This is a genomic window from Citrobacter sp. RHBSTW-01013 (assembly GCF_013781985.1).
In the GTDB taxonomy this organism is placed as follows: Bacteria; Pseudomonadota; Gammaproteobacteria; order Enterobacterales; family Enterobacteriaceae; genus Citrobacter; species Citrobacter braakii.
Window position 1 is genome coordinate 1,741,272 of record NZ_CP056185.1, and the last position, 17,656, is coordinate 1,758,927.

The window sequence follows — 17,656 nt, forward strand, 5'->3', positions numbered from 1 at the left end:
CCTCCATGCGTTATAGTGTTTTCATCATAAAAGCAGGAGAACACGATGTTAAACGTGGAGATGCTATCCACCGGGGATGAAGTGTTGCATGGACAAATCGTCGACACGAATGCCGCCTGGCTGGCCGATTTTTTCTTTAATCAGGGGTTACCGCTAACCCGTCGCAACACGGTAGGCGACAATCTTGACGATTTGGTCGCCGTTTTGCGTGAGCGTAGCGAACATGCCGATGTACTGATCGTTAACGGCGGTCTGGGACCAACCAGCGATGATTTGAGCGCGCTGGCTGCGGCCACGGCAAAAGGTGAAGGGCTGGTGCTGCATGAAGCATGGCTCGCCGAGATGGCGCGTTATTTCCGCGATCGTGGACGCGTGATGGCACCGAGTAACCGCAAACAGGCTGAGCTACCTGCCAGTGCGGAATTCATCAATAATCCGGTAGGAACCGCGTGTGGGTTTGCCCTGAAGCTTAACCGCTGCCTGATGTTCTTTACCCCGGGAGTGCCATCAGAATTTAAAGTCATGGTTGAGCATGAGATCCTGCCGCGTTTGCGTGAGCGTTTTTCGCTGTCTCAACCCCCGCTATGCCTGCGATTAACCACCTTTGGTCGTTCTGAAAGCGAGCTGGCGCAGAGCCTGGATCCGCTGCAATTGCCTCCGGGAGTGACAATGGGCTACCGCTCGTCAATGCCGATTATCGAACTGAAGCTGACCGGGCCGGATTCCCAACGGGAAGCGATGCTGGCGCTGTGGCCAGAAGTGAAGCGGGTTGCCGGGCAGAATATGATTTTCGAAGGTACGGAAGGTTTACCCGCGCAAATCGCCCGTACGTTGCAGGAACAGCAATACAGCCTGACGCTAAGCGAACAATTCACCGGTGGTCTGGTGGCGCTGCAGCTTTCGCGCGTGAATGCTCCGCTGTTGGCGAGCGAAGTGGTTCCGCCCCAGGAAGAAACGCTGGCGCAAACGGCACACTGGATAACCGAACGACGCGGCAACCATTATGCCGGGCTGGCGCTGGCGGTATCGGCTTTCGAAAACGAACATATTAACTTTGCGCTGGCAACGCCTGATGGAACGCATGCCTTACGCGTACGGCTGAACGCTAATCGTTATAGTTTGTCGGTGCGTCAGGAAGTGTGCGCAATGATGGCGCTCAATATGCTGCGCCGTTGGCTCAACGGGCAGGATATTGCCAGCGAACACGGTTGGATAGAAGTGGTTGAATCCCTGACGCTGCCTTCCTGACTTGCACTCTCTCACGCGCTTGTTATGGGAAGGCATTCTGGCCTTCCCGTTATCAGTCCAACCTGTTGTACTCTCTGTAAAAAAATCCGTGCGTTAGTTCACAATTATGCTCGTTTTTTCTCCAGCCAGCTGGAAGAACGAGAGGATTTGATGCGCTTCACAATTTTAACCCCCTTAACCTACCACACTGATTCCAGTATCTCAGACTGGAGTCCAGTATGTTGGAATCAAGCAAAGTTCCCGCGCTCACCAGGGCGATCGAAATACTCAATCTCATTGCGCGTATCGGCCCATGTAGCGCCGCCACCATCATAGAGGCGTTGGGTATTCCAAAAAGCACCGCGTACCTGTTACTTAATGAACTGAAGCGTCAGCGCTTTATCAGCATTGATCATCAGGAAAATTACTGCCTGTGGACCAAGCTGGTTGAGTTGTCCGGGCATGCGCTGAGCAAGATGGATTTACGTGAACTGGCGCGTCCACGGCTGACACAGCTGATGGATGAGACAGGGTTACTTTGCCATCTCGGGATCATCGACCACGAAAGCGCGTATTACATTCTGAAAGTGGAATCGTCATCCACTATCAGCGTGCGCTCCCACGAAGGGAAAAGTCTTTCGCTCTATCGCTCGGGTATCGGCAAATGCCTGCTGGCCTGGCAACCGGCAGCCGCACGAAAAGCCATTATTGAACAGCTGATATGGGAACAGGCAACGCCGACCACTATCACCAGGCCACAGCAGTTGAATGACGAGCTGGAGCGTATTCGACAGCGTGGATGGAGCTTTGATAATGGCGAAGATTATCCCGATGTTCGCTGCGTCGCAGCGCCTGTTTTTAACGCTAACAATGAACTGACCGCCGCGATTTCAGTGGTCGGCACTCGTCTGCAAATTAACGAAGAGAACCGTGATTATCTGGCCGGTAAAGCGATTGCTTGCGCCAGGGATATTTCACGCCTGTTGGGATGGAAAAGTCCCTTCGACTCACTCGCTTCATAAAAAGGAGAACACCATGACCCTACCTAAAATTAAACACGTTCGTGCCTGGTTTACCGGTGGTGCTACGGCGGATAAAGGCGCTGGCGGCGGCGATTATCACGATCAGGGCGCTAACCACTGGATTGACGATCATATCGCCACGCCAATGAGCAAATATCGTGAATATGAGCAATCGCGCCAGTCCTTTGGCATCAACGTATTAGGAACACTGATTGTTGAAGTGGAAGCTGAAAACGGACAGACCGGTTTTGCTGTTTCCACAGCAGGGGAGATGGGGTGCTTTATTGTGGAAAAGCATCTCAATCGTTTTATTGAAGGGAAATGCGTCAGTGATATCAAACTCATTCACGATCAGATGCTGGGCGCAACGATGTACTACTCCGGCTCCGGCGGTCTGGTGATGAACACCATCTCGTGCGTGGATCTGGCGCTGTGGGATCTGTTTGGCAAGGTGGTGGGTTTACCGGTCTACAAACTATTGGGTGGCGCGGTACGCGACGAAATTCAATTCTACGCGACCGGAGCGCGCCCTGATCTGGCGAAAGAAATGGGCTTTATTGGCGGCAAAATGCCGACCCACTGGGGGCCGCACGACGGGGATGCAGGGATCCGCAAAGATGCGGCAATGGTAGCCGACATGCGTGAGAAATGCGGTCCGGATTTCTGGTTGATGCTCGATTGCTGGATGAGTCAGGACGTGAACTATGCCACCAAACTGGCCCATGCCTGCGCACCGTCCAATCTGAAGTGGATCGAAGAGTGTCTGCCGCCACAGCAGTATGAAGGTTATCGCGAGCTGAAACGTAACGCCCCGGCGGGGATGATGGTTACCAGCGGTGAACACCACGGGACGCTGCAGTCCTTCCGCACACTCTCAGAAACCGGCATCGATATCATGCAGCCTGATGTGGGCTGGTGCGGTGGGTTAACCACGCTGATGGAAATTGCCGCTATTGCTAAATCGCGCGGACAACTGGTGGTGCCACATGGTTCCTCGGTTTACTCGCACCACGCGGTAATCACGTTCACCAATACCCCGTTCAGCGAGTTTTTGATGACCAGCCCGGATTGTTCAACGATGCGTCCACAGTTTGATCCGATCCTTCTGGACGAACCGGTACCCGTCAATGGCCGCATTCATAAGTCGGTGCTCGACAAACCAGGATTTGGCGTCGAGCTTAACCGCGACTGCAATCTGAAGCGCCCTTATAGCCACTAATGACCAGTGCGTTGCCAATGCCACGGCAACGCCCTCATTTCTTTGAGGATCTTGCTATGAGTACCACGTTACTTGATGGTGTGGTGAAGAAAAACCGCGCCCGTTTGATTCCCTTTATGCTGGCGCTGTATGTGCTGGCGTTTCTTGACCGCTCAAACATCGGTTTTGCCAAAGAGACCTATCAGATTGATACCGGTCTGAGCAACGAAGCTTATGCGTTGGGCGCGGGGATTTTCTTTGTGGTTTACGCCTTTCTGGGGGTTCCTGCCAACCTGTTGATGCGTAAATTTGGTGCCAGAACCTGGATTGGTACCACCACGTTACTGTGGGGATTCCTCTCTGCGGCGATGGCATGGGCGGATACTGAATCGAAATTTCTGATTATCCGTACTCTGCTGGGGGCGGCAGAGGCGGGCTTCTTCCCCGGTATGATCTATCTGACGTCCCAGTGGTTCCCCCAGCGTAACCGCGCCAGCATCATGGGGCTGTTCTACATGGGGGCGCCGCTGGCGTTAACCCTGGGATCGCCGCTTTCCGGTGCGCTGTTGGAGATGCACGGCTTTATGGGGCATCCAGGGTGGTTCTGGATGTTCGTTATCGAAGGTTTACTGGCGGTAGGCGCGGGCATTTTCACCTTCTTCTGGCTGGATGATACCCCGCAGCAGGCACGTTTCCTGAGCGCGGAGGAAAAGGCGTTACTTATTAGCCAACTGGCGAGTGAAGAGGAGAAAAAGGTCACTTCGCGCCTGTCGGATGCGCTGCGTAATGGCCGTGTCTGGCAACTGGCGATTATCTATCTGACGATCCAGGTGGCGGTGTATGGCCTGATCTTCTTCCTGCCAACTCAGGTTGCTGCGTTGTTAGGGACAAAAGTGGGCTTTACGGCTTCGGTCGTGGCGGCAATTCCGTGGGTGGCGGCGCTGTTTGGTACCTGGCTTATTCCCCGCTACTCCGATCGCACTGGCGACCGGCGTAATGTTGCCGCGCTGACGCTGCTGGCGGCAGGAATCGGCATTGGCCTTTCCGGGCTGGTTTCACCGGTACTGGCGATTGTGGCGCTCTGCGTCGCGGCGGTCGGTTTCATTGCGGTACAGCCAGTGTTCTGGACGATGCCAACGCAACTTCTTTCCGGGACGGCTCTGGCGGCGGGGATCGGCTTCGTCAACCTGTTTGGTGCCGTTGGCGGCTTTATTGCTCCCATTCTGCGCGTCAAAGCCGAAACGGTGTTTGCCAGCGATGCGGCGGGCCTGCTGGTCCTCGCGGGCGTCGCGATTATTGGCTCGCTAATCATCTTTACGCTGAGTGTGAACCGTTCAGTTTCACAAGCAGGCGCTGCGCATCATTAATCTTATCTACGTTGTAAGGATCGTTATGAACGCATTGTTATCAAATCCCTTCAAAGAAGGATTACGCAAAGGGGAAGTCCAGGTCGGCCTGTGGCTTAGTTCGACCACCTCTTACATGGCGGAGATTGCCGCGACGTCGGGCTATGACTGGCTGCTGATTGATGGAGAACACGCGCCGAACACGGTGCAGGATCTTTACCATCAGCTGCAGGCGATAGCGCCTTATGCCAGCCAGCCTGTGGTTCGCCCGGTGGAGGGCAGTAAAGCGTTGATCAAGCAGGTGCTGGATATTGGCGCGCAGACGCTGCTTGTCCCGATGGTCGACAGCGCAGAGCAGGCGCTTCAGGTGGTTTCCGCGACTCGTTATCCACCGCTCGGCGAGCGTGGTGTCGGCGCCAGCGTGGCACGGGCGGCGCGCTGGGGGCGTATCGACAATTATATGGCCCAGGCTAATGAATCACTCTGCCTGCTGGTACAGGTCGAAAGCAAAGCGGCACTGGATAATCTGGATGCCATTCTGGACGTTGACGGTATTGACGGTGTCTTTATTGGCCCGGCGGATCTTTCTGCGTCGTTAGGCTACCCGGATAATGCCGGACACCCGGAGGTGCAGCGGATCATTGAGCAAAGCATTCGCCGTATCCGCGCAGCCGGAAAAGCAGCCGGTTTCCTCGCTGTTGACCCAGCAATGGCGCAGAAATGTCTGCAATGGGGAGCAAATTTTGTCGCGGTAGGCGTGGATACCATGCTTTATACCGAAGCGCTGGATCGCAGGCTGGCAATGTTTAAATCAGGACCGGCAATTCAACCGCTGAAAAGTAGTTATTAGGTGCTAAAGCCCGGTAGCCAATGCCACCGGGCAACAGAATTAACCTAACGCTTTGGCAAGCAGGGTGATGGGGTGTTCGCAGCGCTTACTGGTAGACATCTCAATCTGCCATTTACAGGTTTCGCAGTCGGTGACGACGATATCAGCGCCGCTGTCTTCAATCTGGCGGAACAGCGGTGCGCCAATGGACTGCGATGTCGGGTAGTTTTCCTTTTTAAAGCCGTATGTCCCGGCAATCCCGCAACATTGCGAGTCCAGCACCGTTAGCTCCAGCCCTGGAATTTGTCGTAGCAGTTCCAGCGTGTAGAGCGTCCAGCCCATTTTCTCCATGTGGCATGGCGTGTGGTAGACCACTTTCAGCGGCAGCGTTTTCAGCGGCAGCGTTTTGCCTTCATCCAGCTTGCGCCACAGCCAGCGGGTTGCCAGTTCAATGTGTTCGCGTAGACCTGAGTTGTCGACGTCCAGCACTTCCGGATATTCATCACGCAGTGCAAAGGTGCAGGTTGATGAGGTGGCGATCACCGGAATGCCTTTACCGTCAATTGCTTCTCTGAGCGAGGCCACGTTGCTCACCGCCTGCTTACGCGCTTTATCGGTAAAGCCGTTGGCAATCAGCGGTACGCCGCAGCATTTCTCTTTGCTCAGCAGTTGCACCCCGGTTCCCATCGCATTCAATACTTTGATCAGATCTTTGCCGAGCTGCGGATGGTTGTAATTAACAAAACAGCCGTGGAAAAAGGCAACCTGATCCTGATATTGCGCTTGCTGTGCGGCAACGCTGCGATACCAGCGGCGGAAGGTGCCGAAAGAGTACTTCGGCAGCGTACGGCGATGGTCGATTTTTAGCGCGTAATCCAGCAACTGACGCACCGGTTTGAGTGAGGTGGCGGTATTCACTATCGGGGCGAACGGTGTGGATACGCTACCCATCAAATCGGTATGGCTTAAGACGAAGTTACGCAGCGACGGACGCGTAGTGTCGTATTTGGCGCGCGCGCGTTGGATGATATCGCCAATCTTCACATCTGAAGGACAGGCCACTTCGCAACGCTTACAGTTGATGCAGTATTTCAGCGCATCGTCATATAACGCGCCATCTTTCAGGCGCAGACGCTCACCGTCCGGTCCGGCCTGTTTAGGACCAGGGTAGTTCGGATTGACGCGACTTACCGGGCAGGCCGTGGTGCACACCGTGCATTTGATACAACTTTCAAAACGTGTGTCGCTCATTGCTGGCCTCCTGCACGTTTCGCAATATGATGTGCGGCGTGTAAGGCGCTAACAGCGCACACGCCGCCTCCGCAACCCTGGGCGATAGGGTCGAATCCGCCGAGAACGGAACCGATGGCATACATGTTCTCTATCGTTTGTCCCGCCAGCGACGGGCGCAGCCCGGCATCGGTCGTAACGCCAAACTGCTGCCACGGTTGTGGGTCGAAGACGTCACGCTCATACCACTCGGCGCGGGTGGCGGTTTGTTGTACATCCAGCCCCAGGATAGGTTCGTAGATGGCCTCACGCGTGGCGACCAGCCCGCTGCTGAAGAAGCTGCCGCTGGCGAGCACGGCGAAACGTGGCCGCAAAGGAATATCGGCATGATTACGGGTCCAGATTTCGCTGACTACGCCGTCCTGACAGGTGATTTTCTTCACTTCATCACCCGGCATCCAGACGCCGCCCTGGCGCACAAACTGGCGCTGCAATTTGTTATGCAAACGCATACCCAGTACCGAAGGCGGGAGGGTCGGTAACAGCGTCAGCGAGCAGGGGAGACGCTCGTTAAGCCATTGCCAGAGCTGTTCATCCGCCAGACCGAAGCAGGCCGGCATAATTATCATGTCGCAGGTTTTTGCTACTGGCAATAAAGCGTCATAGAGCAGCGACCATTTATCTTCGTTATCCAGCAGGCGCGCAATATTGACGGCGCGAAACTCGGTCGGGTTATCACGCAGGACATCCAGCTCAGGCAGATCGATTTCTGCCGTCTCGACGCTGAGATTGTGTTGACGCAGCGACGCCGCGGCGAGATGTGCCTGAAAATCCAGTAAACCGCTAATACCTACAACGCAGATACGCTGCGCGGACAGCGGCCAGACCGGAACTTCCGGGGAACTTAACCAGGTTGAGCGCAGCGTTCCCAGCGGGGTGATGCGTTGATGTGACTGATGTACCTTGCCTTGCAAATGCGTTCCGCATTCTTCGAGAAGATTTTGCGCCTGCTGGGCCAGCTCCAGGACGTTGTGCGTTCCGATGGTGCTGTACGGGTGCGCGGGTGCCTGAGTGCGCAGCGCATTCAGGCCTGCTTCTATATCCGTCACCGGTTGGCCATCGGGTAAGTTGCTGAGCAAATCCAGTGAGCCGGAGGAGAAATGCAGGGCGCTTTGGCCGCGAGTGACAATCGTGCAGCGTAAACCGCTTTTTTGCAGTTGCAGGCCGCACAGTAGTCCGGCCAGGCCGCCGCCGATAATGACGGTATCAAATTTCATCCTGGTGCTCCTTTTCCAGACCGCACAATCCCTGATAGACCCAGCGTGTGAATTCGCTTTCGCGCAGCGCATCTCCCCAGGCGATAGGCTGCACGCCTTTCCAGCGTTCATTGAGGAAATCGGAAAGCTGGGTGATAGATTGCGCGGCGGTGGTGACATTAAAACGTTGCAGCAAACCTGCGGCGCGGCAGGCACACAATTCGCCCTGGCAGGTCCCCATTCCAACACGGGTACGGCGACGCAAATCCAGCAGGCTGTTGACGGTCAAATTCTCGACGGCGTATTGCACTTCACCTGCAGTGACCGCTTCGCATTCACAGACCAGGCTACGGTGCTGCCGACCTTCGCTAAGCCACGCTGGGGTGCGATCGCCGTGACGGTAGACCGCTGAACCGCGCAGTGGCGCGGGCAATGAGATCACGCGTTTGAGCGTATGCTCGGTCGATTCTTGTGAGCCAGGCAGCGCCGTGTCTGCCGTTGTGCAAGGTTGGGTATTGCCCAGCTTACGGCAAACGGCATCGGTGGCCCACTCTGCCATCAGGCGGTAGGTCATCAATTTGCCGCCGGTAATGGTGATAAACCCGTCCAGTCCGTCACGCTGGGCGTGATCGAACAGTACAATCCCACGACTGACGTTACGGCCACTTGGATCGTCGTCGCTGGCTACCAGAGGACGCACGCCGGAGTAGGCGCGTAAAATGCGCGTTTTCGCCATAATCGGCGCCAGTTTTTCGCCTTCACGCAGCAGTATATCGACCTCTTCTGCGGTGACGCGGTTGCTGTCGATATCATCGTAATCAATGTGCTGTGAGGTGGTGCCAATCAGCGAAATGGTATCACCGGGCACCAGGATATCGGCGTCAGACGGCTTACGACAGCGGTTAATGACATGCTGGTTAATGCGGTGATCCATAATCAGCAGCGAACCTTTGGCCGGGAACATACGGATACTCAGGTCGGCATATTCCGCAATGCGCTGGCCCCAGATCCCGGCGGCGTTGACGACTACCGGTGCATGCAGAGACTGCATCTCACCCGTCAGATGATTGCGTACGTTCACGCCGCAAACCGTTGCCCCTTCACGAATCAGTCCCGTCACTTCATGCGCCGTTAAGATTACTGCGCCATGCTCACGCGCATCCAGCATGTTGGCGGCGGTTAAGCGGAAAGGATCAACCGTGCCGTCCGGCACTTTTACCGCGCCAATCAGCTGTGGGTTGACGGAAGGTTCGATAATGCGCGCCTGCTTAGGGTCAATTGCTTCTGCGCGAATACCGGCCTCTTCACAGGCGCGAATAAAGGTTGCCTGGAAGGAGAGTTCATCTTCCGGCAGGGTAATAAACAGACCGTCCGTCGGCTCAACGCAATGACGGGCGATACGTTTGAGAATTTGGTTTTCGCTGATGCACTCCCGGGCAGATTCAGCGTCGGTGACGGCGTAGCGTGCACCGCTGTGCAGCAGACCGTGGTTACGTCCGGTCGCCCCTGTGGCGATATCGTGGCGTTCCACTAAGATGACGCGCAACCCGCGCAGTGCACAATCGCGTGCGATCCCTGCACCTGTTGCTCCTCCACCAATGATAATCACGTCACTTGTTTGCGAGTCGCGAATTTTCATTGTTTTTCCTCACAGTTCGTTTTTTATCATTTAGCCACATAAAAAACATGGATTGTTTGATTTCGCGCATAATCGCTCATTATTCGAAAATGAAACGTGATTTCGTGCGCCTTTATGAACATTTGTCATAAATCTGTAACAATATGTGCAGCGTTTCACATTTTTGTTATGTATCTTTCCTTAACATCGCGGCCACACTGGGAGCGGTAGGGTAGTAATGACGAACTGCAGTGTTTACTTCGAATGAAAGACGGCCACGGAGGCTACACTATGTTGAGCATTTTTAAACCAGCGTCACACACGGCGCGTTTGCCTGCAGCGGAGATCGACCCGACATATCGTCGATTACGTTGGCAGATCTTTCTGGGGATATTCTTTGGCTATGCCGCGTACTATCTGGTACGTAAGAACTTTGCCCTTGCGATGCCGTATCTGGTTGAGCAAGGTTTCTCGCGTGGCGATCTGGGTTTTGCGTTATCCGGTATCTCCATTGCTTACGGATTTTCGAAATTCATCATGGGGTCCGTTTCGGATCGCTCGAATCCGCGCGTTTTCCTGCCAGCGGGTCTGATTCTGGCCGCCGCAGTCATGTTGTTCATGGGCTTTGTGCCGTGGGCGACTTCGAGCATTGCGGTTATGTTTGTGCTGCTGTTCCTCTGCGGATGGTTCCAGGGAATGGGTTGGCCGCCGTGTGGTCGTACCATGGTGCACTGGTGGTCGCAGAAAGAGCGTGGGGGCATTGTCTCCGTCTGGAACTGTGCGCACAACGTGGGCGGTGGTCTGCCTCCTCTGTTGTTCCTGCTGGGTATGGCCTGGTTCAATGACTGGAAAGCGGCGCTGTATATGCCTGCTTTCGGTGCGATCGTCGTCGCGCTGTTTGCTTTTGCTCTGATGCGTGATACGCCGCAGTCTTGTGGCCTGCCGCCTATCGAAGAGTACAAGAACGACTACCCGGACGATTACAACGAGAAAGCGGAAGAAGAGCTGACTGCGAAGCAGATCTTCATGCAATACGTACTGCCGAACAAACTGTTGTGGTACATCGCTATCGCCAACGTGTTTGTTTATCTGCTGCGTTACGGCATCCTGGACTGGTCCCCGACCTATCTGAAAGAAGTGAAACATTTCGCGCTGGATAAATCATCCTGGGCCTACTTCCTGTATGAATATGCGGGTATTCCGGGCACGCTGCTGTGCGGCTGGATGTCGGATAAAGTCTTCCGTGGCAACCGTGGTGCGACCGGCGTGTTCTTTATGACGCTGGTGACTATCGCGACTATCGTCTACTGGATGAACCCGGCAGGCAACCCGAACGTGGATATGGCTTGTATGATCATCATCGGCTTCCTGATCTACGGTCCGGTAATGTTGATTGGTCTGCATGCGCTGGAACTGGCACCGAAAAAAGCGGCGGGTACGGCGGCTGGCTTTACCGGTCTGTTCGGTTATCTCGGCGGTTCCGTAGCGGCGAGCGCCATTGTTGGCTATACCGTTGACTTCTTCGGTTGGGACGGCGGCTTTATGGTGATGATTGGCGGTAGCGTGCTGGCGGTTATTCTGCTGGTGGTCGTCATGATTGGCGAAAAACGCCATCACGAAGAGATCGCACTGAAGCGTAACGGGGGCTAATAGATGAAAACCACATTGAAAAGTCTCAGCGTGGCGCTAATGCTGACAGGTATTGTGGTGAGCAGCGCGGCGGTTGCCGCAGAAAAAATCGTGATTGCGCACCGTGGCGCCAGCGGTTATCTACCGGAGCATACGCTGCCAGCAAAAGCGATGGCTTATGCTCAGGGGGCTGATTACCTGGAACAGGATTTGGTGATGACCAAGGACGACCATCTGGTTGTCCTGCATGACCACTACCTTGACCGCGTCACCGATGTTGCCGAGCGTTTCCCGGATCGTGCACGTAAAGATGGGCGCTACTACGCTATCGACTTTACGCTGGATGAGATTAAATCGCTGAAATTTACCGAAGGCTTTGATATCGAAAATGGCAAAAAGGTCCAGACCTACCCGGGGCGTTTCCCGATGGGTAAATCTGATTTCCGTGTGCACACTTTCGAAGAAGAGATTGAGTTCGTTCAGGGATTAAATCATTCAACCGGTAAAAACATTGGCATTTACCCGGAAATGAAAGCGCCGTGGTTCCATCATCAGGAAGGGAAGGACATTGCGGCTAAGACGCTGGAAGTACTGAAAAAGTACGGGTACACCGACAAGAACGACAAGGTTTATCTACAGTGTTTTGATGTCGCAGAGTTAAAGCGCATTAAGAATGAACTGGAACCGAAGATGGGGATGGATCTCAATCTGGTACAGTTGATTGCGTACACTGACTGGAATGAAACTCAGGAGAAAAAGCCGGACGGTAGTTGGGTTAATTACAACTACGACTGGATGTTTAAACCGGGTGCCATGAAGCAGGTTGCGCAGTATGCGGACGGCATTGGGCCGGACTATCACATGCTGATTGATGAGAAGTCGAAGAAAGGCAATATCTCGTTAACGGGTATGGTACAGGACGCGCATCAGAATAAGATGGTGGTGCATCCTTATACCGTTCGTGCCGATCAGTTGCCGGATTACACCACTGACGTAAACCAGCTGTATGACATTCTGTATAACAAGGCGGGCGTTGACGGGCTGTTCACCGACTTCCCCGACAAAGCAGTGACATTCCTGAATAAAGAGTAATGGCACAAGGTCTGTGATGCACCTCCGGTCACAGGCCTGGTTGGATCAAACGTTATTAACGGCTAGATAAGGCCGTCTGCCGTCAACGTGGCCATACCTGCCTCCAGGAGAAATAAAGAGCTGCCGTCCATCGGCGGCTCTTTTTTAGTCGTAATTTTTATCCCGCCACGCATTACAGCTCTATTTCAATATCGCCTTTTGCCCGACAGCAGCAGGGCAAAATTTCACCTGGCTGAATGAAGGCCAGAGGTTCGGCAATCCAGTCGACCTGTCCCGCTACCAGACGGGTACGGCAGGAGCCGCAATAACCTGCGCGGCACTGGTATTCAACTTCAACATTGTGCGATTCGAGCGCGGCAAGCAGGGAAGGGTGTTCATCCTGGCACAGCAGTTGTGTGCCAGAGATGCGCAGAGTAACGCGGCCCATCAGAGCTGGAAGTTACTCAGGTCGTCGGTATCGACTTCCGAATCGATCTGGCCGACCAGGTAAGAGCTGACTTCCACTTCCTGCGGCGCAACCTGCACGTTATCAGACACCAGCCAGGTGTTGATCCACGGGATTGGGTTAGAGCGGGTCTGGAACGGCAAGTCGAGTCCGACAGCCTGCATACGGATGTTGGTGATGTACTCAACGTACTGGCACAGAATGTCTTTGTTCAGGCCAATCATTGAGCCGTCACGGAACAGATAATCCGCCCACTCTTTTTCCTGCAGCGCGGCCTGTACGAACAGGTCGTAGCATTCTTGTTTACACTCTTCGGCGATTTCCGCCATTTCCGGATCGTCCACGCCGCTGCGCAGCAGATTCAGCATATGCTGGGTCCCGGTCAAATGCAGGGCTTCATCGCGGGCGATCAGGCGAATAATTTTCGCGTTGCCTTCCATCAGTTCGCGTTCGGCGAAGGCGAAGGAGCAGGCGAAGCTGACGTAGAAGCGGATCGCTTCCAGCGCGTTCACGCTCATCAGGCACAGATACAGCTTCTTCTTAAGTTCACGCAGGCTTACGACAACCGTTTTACCGTTAACGTTATGCGTGCCTTCGCCCAGCAAATGCCAGTAGCTGGTCATCTCAATCAATTCGTCGTAATAGCTGGAAATGCCTTCCGCGCGTTTCTGGATCTGCTCGTTGGTGACGATGTCATCAAACACCACCGCCGGATCGTTCACGATGTTACGAATGATGTGGGTGTAGGAACGGGAGTGGATCGTTTCTGAAAACGCCCATGTTTCCACCCAGGTTTCCAGCTCAGGGATCGAGATTAACGGCAGCAGCGCCACGTTCGGACTACGTCCCTGAATGGAGTCCAGCAGCGTTTGATACTTCAGATTGCTGATGAAGATATGCTTTTCATGTTCCGGCAGCGCCTGGAAGTCGATGCGATCGCGAGAAACATCAACTTCTTCCGGACGCCAGAAGAAAGAGAGCTGCTTTTCGATCAGTTTTTCGAAGATGTCATATTTTTGCTGATCGTAGCGGGCGACGTTCACCGGCTGGCCGAAGAACATCGGTTCCAGAAGTTGGTTATTTTTCGTCTGTGAAAAAGTGGTGTATGCCATTGATGTGAATCCTTTGTGGGATGAGTGCCGGATGGCGTTACAAGCACCCTTTCCGGCCTACAAACCAAGCTACTGTAGGCCGGGTGAGCCTGGTGCCACCCGGCATCGTTCATCAGATCTTACATGCGCCGCTTTCGCAGCCGTCGTCCTGAATGGACGGCACCAGATCGTCCTGAGAATCTTCCGCACCGTCACGGGTGTTTTGATAATACAGCGTTTTGACACCAAATTTGTAGGCGGTGAGCAGGTCTTTCAGCAACTGCTGCATCGGTACTTTTCCGGATGGGAAGCGCGACGGATCATAGTTGGTGTTGGCGGAAATCGACTGATCGATAAATTTCTGCATGATACCTACCAGCTGCAAATAGCCATCGTTGTTCGGCATTTCCCACAGCAGTTCGTACGCGTCGTGCAGGTGTTCGTAGTCCGGCACGACCTGGCGCAGAATACCGTCTTTCGACGCTTTGATACTCACATAGCCGCGCGGTGGTTCAATACCGTTGGTGGCGTTAGAGATCTGCGAAGAGGTCTCCGATGGCATCAGGGCTGACAGCGTGGAGTTACGCAGACCGTGCGTTTTGATGGATTCGCGCAGTTGTTCCCAGTCCAGATGCAGCGGCTCGTTGACAATAGCATCGAGATCTTTTTTATAGGTATCGATCGGCAGAATACCTTTGGAGTAGGTCGTTTCGTTAAACCACGGACATGCGCCTTGCTCTTTCGCCAGCTCGTTAGAGGCTTTCATCAGGTAATACTGAATGGCTTCAAAGGTTTTGTGAGTCAGGTTGTTCGCGCTGCCGTCAGAATAACGCTTACCGTTTTTCGCCAGCCAGTAGGCGTAGTTGATCACGCCAATACCCAGCGTACGGCGACCCATCGCGCCGCGTTTGGCGGCAGGAATCGGATAATCCTGATAATCGAGCAGCGCATCCAGCGCGCGCACCGCCAATTCGGCCAGCTCTTCCAGCTCGTCCAGGCTGTTGATAGCACCGAGGTTAAATGCGGACAGCGTACACAGCGCAATTTCGCCGTTTTCGTCGTTAACGTCGGTCAGCGGTTTGGTCGGCAGGGCGATTTCCAGGCACAGGTTAGACTGGCGCACTGGAGCGACAATTGGATCAAACGGGCTATGGGTGTTGCAGTGGTCAACGTTCTGAATATAGATACGCCCGGTAGAGGCACGTTCCTGCATCATCAGTGAGAACAGCTCAACGGCTTTCACGCGTTGCTTGCGGATACTGTCGTCGTTTTCATATTTGGTGTACAGACGTTCGAATTCGTCCTGGTCAGCGAAGAACGCATCATACAGGCCTGGAACGTCGGACGGGCTGAACAGCGTGATGTCGCCGCCCTTCAGCAGACGGGTGTACATCAGTTTGTTGATCTGTACGCCGTAGTCCATGTGACGCACGCGGTTGCCTTCGACGCCACGGTTGTTTTTCAGGACCAGCAGGCTTTCAACTTCCAGATGCCACATTGGGTAGAACAGCGTTGCAGCACCGCCGCGTACGCCGCCCTGGGAGCAGGATTTTACCGCGGTCTGGAAGTGCTTGTAGAACGGAATACAACCGGTGTGGAACGCTTCACCGCCGCGGATCGGGCTACCCAGCGCACGGATGCGACCGGCGTTGATACCGATGCCGGCGCGCTGGGAAACGTATTTCACAATCGCGCTGGAGGTGGCGTTGATGGAGTCCAGGCTGTCGCCGCACTCGATCAGTACGCAGGAGCTGAACTGACGGGTAGGGGTGCGCACGCCGGACATAATCGGCGTCGGCAGCGAAATTTTAAACGTAGAAACGGCGTCGTAGAAACGTTTTACGTATTGCAGACGCGTTTCACGCGGATAGTTAGAGAACAGGCACGCCGCTACCAGAATGTAGAGGAACTGCGCGCTTTCATAAATCTCACCGGTAACACGGTTTTGTACCAGGTATTTACCTTCTAACTGCTTCACCGCAGCGTAGGAGAAGGTCATATCGCGGTCGTGTACGATGAACGAGTCCATCTGCTTGAACTCTTCTTCCGTGTAGTCTTCCAGCAGATGATTGTCGTATTTGCCCATTTCAACCATTTTCACGACATGGTCGAACAGTTTCGGCGGTTCAAACTCGCCGTAGGCTTTTTTGCGCAGATGGAAAATCGCCAGGCGAGCAGCCAGGTACTGATAATCCGGTGCCTCGCGGGAGATCAGGTCGGCGGCAGCTTTGATGATTGTTTCATGGATATCGGATGTCTTGATACCGTCATAAAACTGAATGTGGGAGCGCAACTCGACCTGAGAAATCGATACGTTATTCAGTCCTTCTGCCGCCCAATCCAGAACTCGGTGGATTTTGTCGAGATTGATGCGCTCTGTACTACCATCACGCTTTGTCACCAGCAGACTCTGATTCATGTGGTTTTTTACCTGTCCGTGAAAGAAAAAATATCCCCCATATTATCCACAAAGTCATGTTGTGACTAAGTCTGTGGATAAATACTATATGTAGGGGTTGTTTGATAAAGTAGACGCTATATGGTGAGTATTCTAGTAGGGATTCTTTTCAGTACAAGAGTTGATTTTGAGGTTAAATTGAGGTTGCAAAAGGGTAATAATCGCTAAGTGCGCGTCTTATAAGGCCTGGCGAGGATGTCAATAATTGAGAAAAAAAATAGAAAATTTGATCGAGTGCTGATTTCTTCATCTAAGGCAAGGTAAGTTCTTATGACCTGGCGCAAAAATTGCCCTGACGATCCTACTCAGGATTGGTAGGCGATGCGCAGGCCCGAAAGCTGCGCACTATCAGGTACGGTGCCGGATTGCGGCGTTGCACGCCTTATCCGGCCGGGTGGAGGAGGTTAATCTGCTTGCGCGGTAGTGTGTAGCATATAGTTCACATCAACGCCGGGGCCGAGTTTAAAACTGTTGGTGATCGGGTTGTAGTGCAGGCCGGTCATATGACGCTCTTTCAGCACGGTCTGGTCAACCCACTCTAACAGTTCAGCCGGCTTAATGAATTTTTTCACATCATGCGTGCCTTTCGGCACCATACGCAAAATATATTCCGCGCCGACCACCGCCATTAGCCAGGATTTGCCGTTGCGATTAAGCGTGGAGAAAAACACTTCGCCGCCCGGTTTGACCAGTCTGGCGCAGGCCCTGACCACCGATTGCGGGTCCGGTACGTGCTCCAGCATTTCCATGCAGGTCACAACGTCATACTGATGCGCATGTTTTTCCGCATGTTCTTCAACGGTTTCTTGAACGTATTCCACCTGGATGCCACTCTCCAGCGCATGCAGTTTTGCTACCTGTAACGGTTCAAAGCCCATGTCCAGCCCGGTGACGGTTGCGCCCTCGCGCGCCATGCTTTCCGCCAGAATGCCGCCGCCGCAGCCGACGTCGAGTACCTTTTTACCAAACAGGCCGCCTGAGCGCTCCGTGATATAGCCCAGGCGAAGTGGGTTAATACGGTGCAGTGGCTTAAATTCACCCTCAAGATCCCACCAGCGTGACGCGACTGCTTCAAACTTGGCAATTTCTTCCTGATCAACGTTGTGAGTTACCGGAGGTTTTTCGGCATTCATTGGGGCTTCTACTCCTAAATTTGCGATGCAAATGAGTATATCAGCCTGACGGGATGAATAAAGCCTCTGTCAGGGGGAATCC

Annotated in this window: 14 protein-coding genes; 7 read left to right on the forward strand and 7 right to left on the reverse strand. The window is 54.0% G+C overall.

All coding sequences use genetic code 11. The features are described 5' to 3' along the window. Window positions 1-45: 45 nt before the first annotated feature. From HV350_RS08495 to yfaU, 5 genes are all read left to right on the forward strand, one after another. On the forward strand, window positions 46-1,248 hold the full coding sequence (locus HV350_RS08495) for a nicotinamide mononucleotide deamidase-related protein YfaY (protein ID WP_181630240.1): 1,203 nt from the start codon (window positions 46-48) through the stop codon (window positions 1,246-1,248). 218 nt (window positions 1,249-1,466) lie between these two features. Beyond that, on the forward strand, window positions 1,467-2,249 hold the full coding sequence (locus HV350_RS08500) for an IclR family transcriptional regulator (protein WP_016153810.1): 783 nt from the start codon (window positions 1,467-1,469) through the stop codon (window positions 2,247-2,249). A gap of 13 nt (window positions 2,250-2,262) precedes the next feature. Continuing rightward, window positions 2,263-3,468 (forward strand): L-rhamnonate dehydratase, encoded by a 1,206-nt coding sequence (rhmD, locus tag HV350_RS08505; RefSeq protein WP_181630242.1) that lies wholly within the window; start codon window positions 2,263-2,265, stop codon window positions 3,466-3,468. Window positions 3,469-3,524: 56 nt separating this feature from the next. Beyond that, window positions 3,525-4,814: an MFS transporter gene (locus HV350_RS08510; protein WP_047359210.1), complete on the forward strand. Its 1,290-nt coding sequence runs from the start codon at window positions 3,525-3,527 to the stop codon at window positions 4,812-4,814. Between the two features lie 25 nt (window positions 4,815-4,839). Then, window positions 4,840-5,643 carry a 2-keto-3-deoxy-L-rhamnonate aldolase gene (gene yfaU / locus HV350_RS08515; protein ID WP_049281473.1) on the forward strand — a complete coding sequence of 268 codons (804 nt, stop codon included), beginning with the start codon at window positions 4,840-4,842 and terminating at the stop codon, window positions 5,641-5,643. 39 nt (window positions 5,644-5,682) lie between these two features. Here yfaU and glpC read toward each other — a convergent pair whose 3' ends face one another. Genes glpC through glpA form a run of 3 tightly spaced genes read right to left on the reverse strand, consistent with a single transcriptional unit; the run spans window position 5,683 to window position 9,747 of the window. Beyond that, the gene (gene glpC, locus HV350_RS08520) at window positions 5,683-6,873 is read right to left on the reverse strand and encodes an anaerobic glycerol-3-phosphate dehydrogenase subunit GlpC (RefSeq protein ID WP_016153805.1); all 1,191 of its coding nucleotides are present in this window, start codon (window positions 6,871-6,873) and stop codon (window positions 5,683-5,685) included. Beyond that, window positions 6,870-8,129, reverse strand: coding sequence for a glycerol-3-phosphate dehydrogenase subunit GlpB (gene glpB / locus HV350_RS08525; RefSeq protein WP_181630244.1), 1,260 nt, complete (start codon window positions 8,127-8,129; stop codon window positions 6,870-6,872). The genes glpC and glpB overlap by 4 nt, the downstream gene beginning before the upstream one ends. Next, complete coding sequence (gene glpA, locus HV350_RS08530) at window positions 8,119-9,747, reverse strand: anaerobic glycerol-3-phosphate dehydrogenase subunit A (RefSeq protein ID WP_016157025.1); 1,629 nt, start codon at window positions 9,745-9,747, stop codon at window positions 8,119-8,121. The genes glpB and glpA overlap by 11 nt, the downstream gene beginning before the upstream one ends. A gap of 270 nt (window positions 9,748-10,017) precedes the next feature. Between glpA and glpT the strand changes: the two genes are divergently transcribed. Together glpT and glpQ are read left to right on the forward strand one after the other, a co-directional pair. After that, window positions 10,018-11,376, forward strand: a complete 1,359-nt coding sequence (glpT, locus tag HV350_RS08535; protein ID WP_016153802.1) for a glycerol-3-phosphate transporter — start codon at window positions 10,018-10,020, stop codon at window positions 11,374-11,376. Between the two features lie 3 nt (window positions 11,377-11,379). Then, a complete protein-coding gene (gene glpQ, locus HV350_RS08540; RefSeq protein ID WP_016157024.1) occupies window positions 11,380-12,447 on the forward strand; it encodes a glycerophosphodiester phosphodiesterase in 1,068 nt (355 codons plus the stop codon). 172 nt (window positions 12,448-12,619) lie between these two features. Here glpQ and yfaE read toward each other — a convergent pair whose 3' ends face one another. The 4 genes from yfaE to ubiG all read right to left on the reverse strand — a co-directional run bounded on the left by yfaE (window position 12,620) and on the right by ubiG (window position 17,574). Further along, window positions 12,620-12,874 carry a ferredoxin-like diferric-tyrosyl radical cofactor maintenance protein YfaE gene (yfaE, locus tag HV350_RS08545; protein ID WP_016153800.1) on the reverse strand — a complete coding sequence of 85 codons (255 nt, stop codon included), beginning with the start codon at window positions 12,872-12,874 and terminating at the stop codon, window positions 12,620-12,622. Then, on the reverse strand, window positions 12,874-14,004 hold the full coding sequence (nrdB, locus tag HV350_RS08550) for a class Ia ribonucleoside-diphosphate reductase subunit beta (RefSeq protein ID WP_181630246.1): 1,131 nt from the start codon (window positions 14,002-14,004) through the stop codon (window positions 12,874-12,876). The genes yfaE and nrdB overlap by 1 nt, the downstream gene beginning before the upstream one ends. A gap of 112 nt (window positions 14,005-14,116) precedes the next feature. Continuing rightward, window positions 14,117-16,402, reverse strand: coding sequence for a class 1a ribonucleoside-diphosphate reductase subunit alpha (gene nrdA, locus HV350_RS08555; RefSeq protein WP_016153798.1), 2,286 nt, complete (start codon window positions 16,400-16,402; stop codon window positions 14,117-14,119). Between the two features lie 443 nt (window positions 16,403-16,845). After that, window positions 16,846-17,574 (reverse strand): bifunctional 2-polyprenyl-6-hydroxyphenol methylase/3-demethylubiquinol 3-O-methyltransferase UbiG, encoded by a 729-nt coding sequence (ubiG, locus tag HV350_RS08560; RefSeq protein WP_016157023.1) that lies wholly within the window; start codon window positions 17,572-17,574, stop codon window positions 16,846-16,848. Window positions 17,575-17,656: the final 82 nt, after the last annotated feature.